The sequence below is a fragment of the uncultured Streptococcus sp. genome, assembly GCF_963516515.1.
Lineage (GTDB): Bacteria > Bacillota > Bacilli > Lactobacillales > Streptococcaceae > Streptococcus.
In genome coordinates this window covers 19,243-29,686 of the sequence record NZ_CAUQCJ010000022.1, presented here as the reverse complement: position 1 = coordinate 29,686, position 10,444 = coordinate 19,243, and the positions used below count along the sequence as shown (strand labels likewise).

Genomic DNA, 10,444 nt, shown 5'->3' with positions numbered 1-10,444 from the left:
TGATAATATCACGAGGGATTTTGTCAAAGTCACGGAAACCTAATCCTGCCTTAGCTTGGTCAATCAAGGCTTGGTTGGCTTTCAAAACCGTATTGTAAATTTCTGCCTGCTCGTCGCTAACATGCCCTAGATAGATAGTCCGTGTCATATCACTGACATAGTGATCATAGAGACAGCCGAAGTCCATTGTAATAGCTTCTCCCAATTCCACTGGTTTGTGCATGGGATGGGCATGAGGTTTGGAAGAGTTGATGCCACTTGCTAAAATAGTATCAAATGATAGGCCTGAAGCTCCCAACTCACGCATACGGAAGTCAAGAAAGTTGGCAATTTCAATTTCAGTCTTTCCTGGTTTGATAAAGTCAAGGGCATCGTGGAAAGCTTGGTCTGAGATAGAACAAGCCTTGCGAATCGCTGCAATCTCCGCTTCATCCTTAATCATGCGAAGACCTTCAACAAACTGAGTTTGTGGAAGCAAGTCCAAACCTGCAAAAGCTACCTGCATACGGTGATAATAAGAGACTGAAATCTCATCTTCAAAACCGATACAAGATAAACCCATGTCCTTGACAATTCCTGCAATGACAGTCAATTCATCGCGGTCAGCCACAATCTCAAAACCTGTTACTTCTTGCTTAGCTGCGATGATATAGCGAGAGTCTGTCACCAAGACCTGACGGTCACGGCTGAGAAAAACTGTTCCGTTCGAACCCCAAAAACCAGTCAAGTAGTAGACGTTTTTAAGGTTGTTGATAATGATGCCATCTAGTTCTTTTTCTTGCATTTTAGCGAGAAATGCTTGTACACGTTTATTCATGATGTAACTTTCCTTTCAAATACTGTCCTGTGTAGCTGGCTTCATTGGCCGCTACTTCTTCTGGAGTTCCTGTTGCGATGATGGTTCCACCACCGACACCGCCCTCAGGTCCCAAGTCAATAATATGGTCTGCCGTCTTGATAACATCCAGATTGTGCTCTATAACAAGGACTGTATTGCCGTCGTCAACAAAGCGTGCTAAAACCTTGAGCAGGCGAGCAATGTCCTCTGTATGAAGCCCTGTCGTCGGCTCATCCAGAATGTAGAAAGATTTCCCTGTCGAGCGTTTGTGGAGCTCGCTAGCCAGCTTCATACGCTGGGCTTCTCCCCCAGAAAGGGTGGTAGCTGGCTGCCCTAGCGTTACATATCCCAGTCCCACATCCTTGATAGTCTGAAGTTTACGTTGAATTTTCGGAATGTGTTGGAAAAATTCCACCGCATCGTTAACAGTCATGTCCAAGACCTGTGAAATATTTTTTTCCTTGTAGTGAACTTCTAGGGTTTCACTGTTATAGCGGGTCCCGTGGCAAACTTCACAAGCCACATAAACATCTGGCAAGAAGTGCATCTCAATCTTGATAATCCCATCACCTGAGCAGGCTTCACAACGACCACCCTTAACGTTGAAACTGAAACGACCCTTCTTGTAGCCTCGAATCTTGGCCTCATTTGTCTGGGCAAAAAGATCACGTATATCGTCAAAAACTCCTGTATAGGTAGCTGGATTGGACCTCGGCGTCCGTCCTATAGGGCTCTGGTCAATGTCAATCAAGCGGTCTACGTGCTCAATTCCTGTAATAGTTTTAAACTTACCAGGTTTGTCTGAATTACGGTTGAGCTTCTGGGCAATGGCTTTTTTGAGGATGCTGTTGATTAGGGTTGATTTCCCTGAGCCCGACACCCCTGTCACTGCGATAAATTTTCCTAGTGGGAAGCGAGCAGTAACATTTTGCAAGTTATTCTCACGCGCTCCTATCACTTCGATAAAGCGACCATTTCCCACACGACGCTCTTCTGGCACTGGAATGGCACGTTTGCCTGACAAGTACTGACCTGTGATAGACTGGCTGTTGCGAGCAACCTGTTTGGGCGTACCTGCAGCAACAATCTCCCCACCAAAAACACCGGCACCGGGACCAACGTCAATCAGGTAATCCGCCTCACGCATAGTATCTTCGTCGTGTTCCACCACGATGAGAGTATTGCCCAAATCACGCATCTTTTTCAGACTGGCAATCAGGCGGTCATTGTCCCTCTGGTGGAGACCGATTGACGGCTCGTCTAGAATATAAAGAACACCTGATAGGTTAGAACCAATCTGGGTTGCCAAACGAATACGCTGACTTTCCCCACCTGAAAGGGTTCCTGCTGAACGTGACAGGGTTAGATAGTTAAGACCCACGTTATTAAGGAAGGTCAAACGATCCTTGATTTCCTTGAGAATAGGACGAGCAATAATAGCTTCATTTTCAGACAAGGTTAGCTGACTCACCAAGTCTAAGTGGTCTGCGATAGACAGGTCTGAGATTTCTCCGATATGTGGTCCTTGCTGGCCACCCACACGGACAGACAAGGCCTGGTCATTGAGACGATAGCCGTGACAGGTTCCGCAAGTCAGCTCATTCATGTAGAGGCGCATCTGAGTGCGTGTGTAATCGCTGTTTGTCTCGTGATAGCGACGCTTGATATTATTGACAACTCCCTCAAAAGGAATATCGATATCGCGCACGCCACCAAATTCATTCTCATAGTGGAAATGGAATTCCTTGCCATCAGATCCATAGAGAATCAAGTTCTTATCTTCTTCTGACAAGTCCTCAAAAGGCTTATCCATATCCACTCCAAAAGCTGTCATAGCCTGCTCTAGCATGTTTGGATAGTAGTTGGATGAGATAGGATTCCAAGGAGCCAAGGCTCCCTCACGTAAGGTTTTGCTGGCATCTGGCACTACCAAATCAGTATCCACCTCCAGCTTGATGCCCAAACCATCACACTCACTACAAGAGCCAAAAGGAGCATTGAAGGAGAAGAGACGAGGCTCTAACTCTGGGACAGTAAAACCACAAACTGGACAGGCATAATGCTCAGAGAAGAGCAACTCAGAGTCGTCCATGGTGTCGATAATGACATAACCTTCTGCAATACGAAGGGCTGCCTCAATGGAATCAAAGAGACGGCTACGGATGCCCTCCTTGATGACAATACGATCAACCACGACATCAATATTGTGTTGCTTGCTCTTAGACAACTCTGGCACTTCGGTCACATCATAGACTTCCCCATCCACACGGACACGAACATACCCGTCTTTCTGAATCTTCTCAATGACACTCTTATGTTGGCCTTTTTTCTTGCGGATGACCGGAGCTAAGATTTGCAGGCGCTGGCGTTCTGGCAATTCCAAGACCTTATCCACGATTTGCTCTACAGAAGAAGCCTTGATAGCCCCGTGCCCGTTGATACAGTAAGGCGTCCCCACACGTGCGTAGAGGAGACGCAGATAATCGTTGATTTCAGTCGTGGTTCCCACCGTCGAACGAGGATTTTTGCTAGTCGTTTTCTGGTCAATGGAAATAGCTGGGCTGAGACCATCAATGGCATCTACATCAGGTTTCTCCATATTACCCAAGAACTGGCGAGCGTAGGCTGACAAACTCTCCACATAGCGACGTTGTCCCTCCGCATAGAGAGTGTCAAAGGCCAGGCTGGATTTCCCAGAACCTGACAAACCTGTCACGACAACCAACTTGTCTCGCGGAATCTCCACATCAATATTTTTTAAATTATGGGCACGTGCCCCATGAATGACAATTTTATCTTGCATATTTGTTCTTTCTAGTCCATTATTGCTTACCATTATACCAAAAAAAGTGAGATTCTATTACCCAAAAGGCCGATTTTGTAGTATAATAGTACGGTGTGAAAAAATCTGAAAAATGAGAAAGGATAAGGGATATGAAACAAGTTTTTCTCTCTACAACAACTGAATTTAAAGAGATCGATACGCTTGAACCGGGTACTTGGATCAATCTCGTTAATCCAACTCAAAATGAATCACTCGAAATCGCTAACGCCTTCGATATTGATATTACCGACCTCCGAGCACCGCTCGATGCGGAAGAAATGTCTCGTATTACGATTGAAGACGAGTATACCCTGATTATCGTTGACGTTCCGGTCACAGAAGAAAGAAATAACCGCACCTACTACGTAACCATCCCGCTTGGTATTATCATCACCGAGGAAACCATTATCACTACGTGTTTGGAACCACTACCAGTCCTCGATGTCTTTATCAACCGTCGTTTGCGTAATTTCTATACTTTCATGCGTTCGCGTTTTATCTTCCAGATTCTTTATCGCAATGCAGAGCTTTATCTAACAGCCCTTCGTTCGATTGACCGTAAGAGTGAACAAATCGAAAGTCAACTGCATCAATCAACTCGTAATGAAGAATTGATTGAGCTCATGGAATTGGAAAAAACCATCGTCTATTTCAAGGCCTCCCTCAAAACAAATGAGCGTGTGATTAAGAAATTGACCAGCTCAACCAGCAATATCAAGAAATACCTTGAGGACGAAGACCTGCTTGAAGATACCCTGATTGAAACCCAACAGGCCATCGAGATGGCAGACATTTACGGAAACGTCTTGCACTCTATGACGGAGACCTTTGCCTCTATCATTTCCAACAACCAGAACAACATCATGAAAACCTTGGCCCTTGTGACCATCGTCATGTCCATCCCAACCATGGTCTTTTCTGCCTACGGGATGAACTTTAAGGATAATGAAATCCCCCTAAACGGTGAGCCGAATGCCTTCTGGTTAATCGTCTTTATCGCCTTTGCTATGAGTGTCTCGCTCACTCTCTATCTCATCCATAAAAAATGGTTCTAAGAGGAGTTCCTATGTCTCAGATTGATCTACAAAAATTAACAAAGAAAAACCAAGAGTTTGTCCACATCGCTACCCAACAATTCATCAAAGATGGGAAAACAGACGCTGAAATCAAGGCTATTTTTGAGGAAATTATTCCCCAAATCCTTGAAGAGCAAGCCAAAGGTACGACTGCTCGTTCCCTCTATGGCGCACCGACCCACTGGGCTCATAGCTTCACTGTCAAGGAGCAATATGAAAAAGAGCATCCAAAAGAAAATGATGATCCAAAACTCATGATTATGGACTCAGCTCTTTTCATCACTAGCCTCTTTGCCCTTGTCAGCGCCCTCACAACTTTCTTTGCGGCAGATCAAGCTTTCGGCTATGGATTTGTCACTCTCCTGTTAGTTGGACTGGTTGGTGGATTTGCCTTCTACTTGATGTACTACTTTGTTTACCAATACTATGGACCAGATATGGACCGCAGTCAACGTCCACCTTTCTGGAAATCTGTACTGGTTATCCTAGCTTCTATGTTCCTTTGGTTGCTTGTCTTCTTTGCAACAAGCTTCCTACCAGCTAGCCTTAACCCAGTACTTGCTCCATTGCCACTAGCTATTATCGGAGCAGCCCTCCTAGCCCTTCGCTTCTATCTCAAGAAACGCTTGAACATCCGCAGCGCAAGTGCAGGACCAACACGTTATTAAGAAGAATGATAAAAGCAACTGCAGGTGCGGTTGCTTTTTTACTACTTTCTTGATTTAAAAGCATTCTTCTGAAATCCCACATAGCTTTCTCTTATCTTTTGTGATAAAATAGGCTCATACTCAATGAAAATCAAAGAGTAAACTAGGAAGCTAGCCGCAGGCTGTACTTGAGTACGGCAAGGCAAAGCTGACGTGGTTTGAATTTGATTTTCGAAGAGTATCAATCTATTTCTAGGAGGATAAGATATGGTTTCTACTATTGGTATTGTTAGTTTATCTAGTGGCATTATCGGAGAAGACTTTGTCAAACACGAAGTCGACTTGGGTGTCCAACGTCTCAAGGATTTGGGACTCAATCCTATCTTTTTGCCCCATTCGTTAAAAGGATTAGACTTTATCAAGGGCCATCCTGAAGCCCGTGCGGAGGATTTGATGCAGGCCTTTTCTGATGATAGCATCGATATGATCCTATGTGCCATCGGTGGAGACGACACCTATCGTTTGTTGCCCTACCTTTTTGAAAATGACCAACTAGAAAAAGTTATCAAACAAAAGATTTTTCTTGGCTTCTCAGATACAACCATGAACCATCTCATGTTGCATAGACTAGGTGTTAAAACTTTTTATGGGCAAGCCTTTTTAGCAGACATTTGTGAATTAGACAAAGAAATGCTGACCTATAGTCTCCACTACTTGAAAGAATTGATTGAGACTGGAAGAATCTCAGAAATCCGCCCTAGTCACGTTTGGTATGAGGAACGAACTGACTTCAGTCCCAAGGCTCTAGGAACACCTCGTATCAATCATACAAATACTGGTTTTGACTTGTTACAAGGAAATGCCCAGTTCGAGGGAGAAATCCTCGGTGGTTGCCTCGAATCTCTCTACGATATCTTTGACAACTCTCGATACGCAGACAGCACGGAGCTCTGCCAAGAATACAAACTTTTCCCTGACTTGTCAGACTGGGAAGGAAAGATCCTCTTGCTAGAGACAAGCGAAGAAAAGCCTGAACCGGAAGACTTCAAAAAGATGTTGCGGACTTTAAAGGACACTGGCATATTCGAGGCCATCAGTGGACTCTTGGTCGGAAAACCTATGGATGAAACTTTCTATGACGACTATAAAGAGGCACTATTGGATATCATTGACAGCAATATCCCGATTCTCTATAATCTGAATGTCGGCCACGCAACTCCAAGAGCAATTGTACCCTTCGGAGTCCACGCCCACGTAGATGCAAAAGAGCAAGTCATTCGCTTTGACTATAACAAAAAATAAATAGTTTCTCTATTTTTGTGCTTTTGTATTCGTTTTCGTTACAATTTGTATCTGAATTTATTGCATTTCGCTAATTTCTATGTTATCCTTTTGAAGGAGGTGTATATGACAAAACAAAAAATTAATCGAATCGTAGGTTCTATTGGTGCCTTTATTGGAATTATAGTATTTATTGCCTACATACCTCAAATTATCGCTAATTTACAGGGAAATAAAGCTCAACCATTTCAACCTTTATCAGCTGCTATATCTTGCTTAATCTGGGTTATTTATGGATGGACAAAGGAACCTAAGAAGGATTGGATACTAATCATTCCAAATTCAGCTGGTGTTATTTTAGGTGGAATCACTTTTTTGACTTCACTCTAACAAATCTAATAGTATATATAAAAAGCTGGGAAAAATTTCTCAGCTTTTTTCTATATTCTCAGATATGCTAGTTACCTGTACACACTAATGACCGCTTTTCCACTCGCAATCATTTTCATGGTCATCAACTAGCCCTGCAGCCTGTAGAAAAGATAAGACGGCGACTGGGCCTGTGAACTTGAAGCCTCGCTTTTTGAGATCTTTGGCTAATTTTTCAGACAAAGGTGTTTTAGCTGGGGCTTGGCGGTAATCGGGAACATCGTTAACGATCGTTTTCCCCTCAACAAAAGACCAAAGATAGGCATCAAAAGAGCCGTACTCTGCCTGTAGTCGTAGAAAGGCTTGGGCATTAGCACGTGTAGCAAAAATTTTGGCTCTATTTCGGATGATAGCTGGATTATCCAGCAAGGCTTCCAATTCGGTATCGGTCATCTCTGCGACTGAGTGAATTTGATAACCATGAAAGGCTTCTCGGAAAGCCTGGCGTTTGTTAAGTACCGTTTCCCAAGACAGACCTGCCTGATAGGTTTCCATACACAACAACTCAAACAATGCTTGGTCATCATGGAGGGGTTGGCCCCACTCCTCATCATGATAGGCGATGTAGAGCGGATTGGTCATCTTGACCCACGAACAACGTTTTGTCATGCTCTGCTCCTATTTGACCAACATTTTGAGGGCCGACTTGATATAGTTCTCAGCTGTATCTGTCGTTCCTTCAAAGAATTTCTTGATTTTCTTGAGCTCGGTCGCCTTGTAGCCCAGAGCCAACATGGCTTCCATGGCTTCTTCCAGTTCTTGGTTTTCAGCGCTAGCTTGCACTGCGACCTTGGCAGGAAGATCATCTCCTGCAACTACTACCTTGCCTTCCAAGTCCAGCACCATCTGCTGGGCTGTTTTCTTGCCAATTTTAGGGAACTTGGTCAAGTAGGTGATGTTCTTGGTTTCAATGGCTTGAACCAGACCAGCATTGTCATCAGCAGCGATAATAGCAAGAGCTGATACAGGACCAATCCCAGATACCGAAATCAGACTAAGAAAGAGCTTTTTCTCGTCTTCTGAGCGAAATCCATAAAGTAGATGGGCGTCCTCACGTACAACTTGATGAACATAAATTTGAGCTTCTTGATTGACCTGTCCTGAGTAGGCATAAGGATTGGCCACATGCAGTATATAACCGATACCATTGGTTTCAAGAACAATGTATTTGGCAGTGATTTTAGTAATGATTCCTTTTAAATATTCGTACATAGTTTTCCTTTTCTCTTATTTCGTTTATCTAGTATATCATATTTTCTTTAGCTTAGGAGCGAGAATCGATTATCACAAACACAGTATATCAAAAATAATCTGTATTTATCTGTTGACATATTCAAAATTAAGTACTATAATCATCTGTAATTGAATAACTATCTTCAGGGCAGGGTGCAATTCCCTACCGGTGGTATAGCCCACGAGCCGAAAGGCATGATTTGGTGAAATTCCAAAGCCGACAGTATAGTCTGGATGAAAGAAGATGAAAGTATATTTGTGCTTTTTGCGTGCTCTGAAATGATTTCCTGTCATTTCAGAGCATTTTTGTTAATCGCATAAGTTTTCTTTTGTATGCCTTGAATAGTCCTCTATTCAAGGTATATTTTTTTGGAGGTAGTGAGATGAGCGACTCAGAATATATGAAATTAGCAATAAAACTGGCACAAAAAGGGGCTGGTTACGTCAATCCCAATCCTATGGTCGGCGCAATTATTGTAAAAGATAATCACATTATCGGACAAGGATATCATGAGTTTTTTGGTGGCCCACATGCTGAGAGAAATGCTCTTAAAAACTGTAGAGAATCCCCTGTCGGAGCAACGCTTTATGTAACACTTGAACCCTGTTGTCACTTTGGGAAAACACCTCCTTGTATAGATGCTATAATCGATAGTGGTATTACAAGAGTAGTCATTGGAAGTCTAGACTGTAATCCTATTGTATCTGGAAAAGGAGTAAAGATACTTGAGGAAAATAATCTTCAAGTTACTGTTGGAGTTTTAGAAAATGAGTGTCTTAACTTAATAAAAAGTTTTAGAAAGTACATTACTCAGCATGTACCCTATGTTTTCATGAAATATGCAATGACAATGGATGGAAAAATAGCCACTAAAACAAATCAATCCAAATGGATTACTGGAGAAGAGGCAAGAAAGCATGTGCATCAGTTACGACACCATGTTAGTGCGATTATGGTGGGAGTCAATACTGTTATTCAAGACGATCCTTTGCTGACATGTAGATTAGAGGAAGGGAAAAATCCTGTCCGCATCATATGCGATACACATTTACGAACTCCTCTTACCTCTAAAATCGTAAAAACAGCAAATGATATTAAAACTTATATTGCTACTTCCTCTGAAGATAAAAATAAAATAAAGCTATATCAAAATCATGGCTGTGAAATACTTTCCATAAAGAAAAAAGACAATCATATAGACTTATCAAGTTTAATGCAACATCTAGGAAACATGCAGATTGATAGCCTACTTCTAGAGGGGGGCAGTCTAATGAATTGGAGTGCTTTGGAACAACAAATTGTTGATGATCTGAAAATATATATTGCACCAAAAATTTTTGGAGGCAGTGCCAAGTTTCCTGTCGGAGGTGAAGGTATTTCTTTGCCAAATGACGCTATCATGCTGAAACCTTATGCTTTTTCTCAAATAGGAAATGACTATCTCATAGAAAGTGAAGTGATTTACCCATGTTCACAGGAATAATTGAAGAAATCGGAAAAGTTGAAAGAATAGAGAAAAATTCTCGTAATTGCACACTATCGATTAAAGCCTCAAAAATATTAACGGATATCCATTTAGGCGATAGTATAGCAGTAAATGGTATCTGTCTTACAGTTACTCATTTCAATCATCAAGCCTTTACAGTTGATGTAATGAATGAAACATGGAGTCGAACAGCTCTTACTCTATTAAAACATGGAAGTGAGGTGAATCTAGAAAGAGCCTTATCTGTCAACGGTCGACTTGGAGGTCACGTCGTTACAGGACACATTGATGGTACAGGAAAAATCTCGTCAATAAAAAAAGATGATAATGCTGTATGGTATCAAATCAACACAAAAAAAGAAATTTTAGATTTAATAGTTGAAAAAGGATCTATTACAATTGATGGCATTAGTCTGACTGTCGCTAAAGTCTCCAAAGTAAACTTTTCAGTCTCTGTTATCCCTCATACCTTGGAACAAACCATTCTTAAGAGTAAACAAGTCGGGAGTACAGTAAATCTTGAAAATGATATCTTAGGTAAATATGTGCAAAAACTGATGGATAACTCTCCAAAATCAGAAATATCGAAGGAACTATTATATCAAAATGGATTTTAGTAGAAAGGATGA

10 protein-coding genes and 1 riboswitch are annotated in these 10,444 nt (G+C 42.1%); of the genes, 6 read left to right on the top strand and 4 right to left on the bottom strand.

The window, feature by feature from the left end; genetic code table 11:
* Both RYL77_RS05765 and uvrA read right to left on the bottom strand, forming a co-directional pair.
* A partial coding sequence (locus tag RYL77_RS05765) for a Xaa-Pro peptidase family protein (protein WP_315010503.1) occupies window positions 1-817 on the bottom strand: 817 nt, incomplete at its 3' end.
* Entirely contained in the window at window positions 810-3,641 is a 2,832-nt protein-coding gene (gene uvrA, locus RYL77_RS05760) for an excinuclease ABC subunit UvrA (RefSeq protein ID WP_315010502.1), read from the bottom strand. The genes uvrA and RYL77_RS05765, both read right to left, overlap by 8 nt.
* A 131-nt stretch (window positions 3,642-3,772) precedes the next feature.
* On the opposite strand from uvrA, the gene RYL77_RS05755 reads away from it, so the two are divergent.
* The 4 genes from RYL77_RS05755 (at window position 3,773) to RYL77_RS05740 (ending at window position 7,056) form a co-directional block, all read left to right on the top strand.
* The gene (locus RYL77_RS05755) at window positions 3,773-4,717 is read left to right on the top strand and encodes a magnesium transporter CorA family protein (protein WP_315010500.1); all 945 of its coding nucleotides are present in this window, start codon (window positions 3,773-3,775) and stop codon (window positions 4,715-4,717) included.
* Window positions 4,718-4,728: 11 nt separating this feature from the next.
* Window positions 4,729-5,406: a DUF1129 domain-containing protein gene (locus tag RYL77_RS05750; protein ID WP_315010499.1), complete on the top strand. Its 678-nt coding sequence runs from the start codon at window positions 4,729-4,731 to the stop codon at window positions 5,404-5,406.
* A 246-nt stretch (window positions 5,407-5,652) separates the two neighbouring features.
* Window positions 5,653-6,687: an LD-carboxypeptidase gene (locus RYL77_RS05745; protein WP_315010498.1), complete on the top strand. Its 1,035-nt coding sequence runs from the start codon at window positions 5,653-5,655 to the stop codon at window positions 6,685-6,687.
* 105 nt (window positions 6,688-6,792) lie between these two features.
* Window positions 6,793-7,056 (top strand): SemiSWEET family transporter, encoded by a 264-nt coding sequence (locus tag RYL77_RS05740; protein ID WP_000166114.1) that lies wholly within the window; start codon window positions 6,793-6,795, stop codon window positions 7,054-7,056.
* Between the two features lie 84 nt (window positions 7,057-7,140).
* Here RYL77_RS05740 and RYL77_RS05735 read toward each other — a convergent pair whose 3' ends face one another.
* Window positions 7,141-7,704, bottom strand: a complete 564-nt coding sequence (locus tag RYL77_RS05735; RefSeq protein WP_315010496.1) for a DNA-3-methyladenine glycosylase I — start codon at window positions 7,702-7,704, stop codon at window positions 7,141-7,143.
* Between the two features lie 9 nt (window positions 7,705-7,713).
* The gene (gene ruvA, locus RYL77_RS05730) at window positions 7,714-8,307 is read right to left on the bottom strand and encodes a Holliday junction branch migration protein RuvA (protein WP_000273417.1); all 594 of its coding nucleotides are present in this window, start codon (window positions 8,305-8,307) and stop codon (window positions 7,714-7,716) included.
* A 156-nt stretch (window positions 8,308-8,463) separates the two neighbouring features.
* A riboswitch (FMN riboswitch) is annotated at window positions 8,464-8,578 on the top strand.
* A 133-nt stretch (window positions 8,579-8,711) separates the two neighbouring features.
* Here ruvA and ribD point away from each other — a divergent pair.
* Both ribD and ribE read left to right on the top strand, forming a co-directional pair.
* Window positions 8,712-9,812, top strand: coding sequence for a bifunctional diaminohydroxyphosphoribosylaminopyrimidine deaminase/5-amino-6-(5-phosphoribosylamino)uracil reductase RibD (ribD, locus tag RYL77_RS05725; RefSeq protein WP_315010494.1), 1,101 nt, complete (start codon window positions 8,712-8,714; stop codon window positions 9,810-9,812).
* Entirely contained in the window at window positions 9,797-10,432 is a 636-nt protein-coding gene (ribE, locus tag RYL77_RS05720; RefSeq protein ID WP_125420531.1) for a riboflavin synthase, read from the top strand. Before ribD ends, ribE begins: the two co-directional genes overlap by 16 nt.
* The last annotated feature ends 12 nt before the right edge of the window (window positions 10,433-10,444 follow it).

Coding starts and splice junctions, on each gene's coding strand:
- RYL77_RS05735 (WP_315010496.1), bottom strand. CDS start 7,704: ATGACAAAACGTTGTTCGTGGGTCAAGATGACCAATCCGCTCTACATC.
- ribD (WP_315010494.1), top strand. CDS start 8,712: ATGAGCGACTCAGAATATATGAAATTAGCAATAAAACTGGCACAAAAA.
- RYL77_RS05740 (WP_000166114.1), top strand. CDS start 6,793: ATGACAAAACAAAAAATTAATCGAATCGTAGGTTCTATTGGTGCCTTT.
- uvrA (WP_315010502.1), bottom strand. CDS start 3,641: ATGCAAGATAAAATTGTCATTCATGGGGCACGTGCCCATAATTTAAAA.
- ribE (WP_125420531.1), top strand. CDS start 9,797: ATGTTCACAGGAATAATTGAAGAAATCGGAAAAGTTGAAAGAATAGAG.
- RYL77_RS05755 (WP_315010500.1), top strand. CDS start 3,773: ATGAAACAAGTTTTTCTCTCTACAACAACTGAATTTAAAGAGATCGAT.
- RYL77_RS05750 (WP_315010499.1), top strand. CDS start 4,729: ATGTCTCAGATTGATCTACAAAAATTAACAAAGAAAAACCAAGAGTTT.
- RYL77_RS05745 (WP_315010498.1), top strand. CDS start 5,653: ATGGTTTCTACTATTGGTATTGTTAGTTTATCTAGTGGCATTATCGGA.
- ruvA (WP_000273417.1), bottom strand. CDS start 8,307: ATGTACGAATATTTAAAAGGAATCATTACTAAAATCACTGCCAAATAC.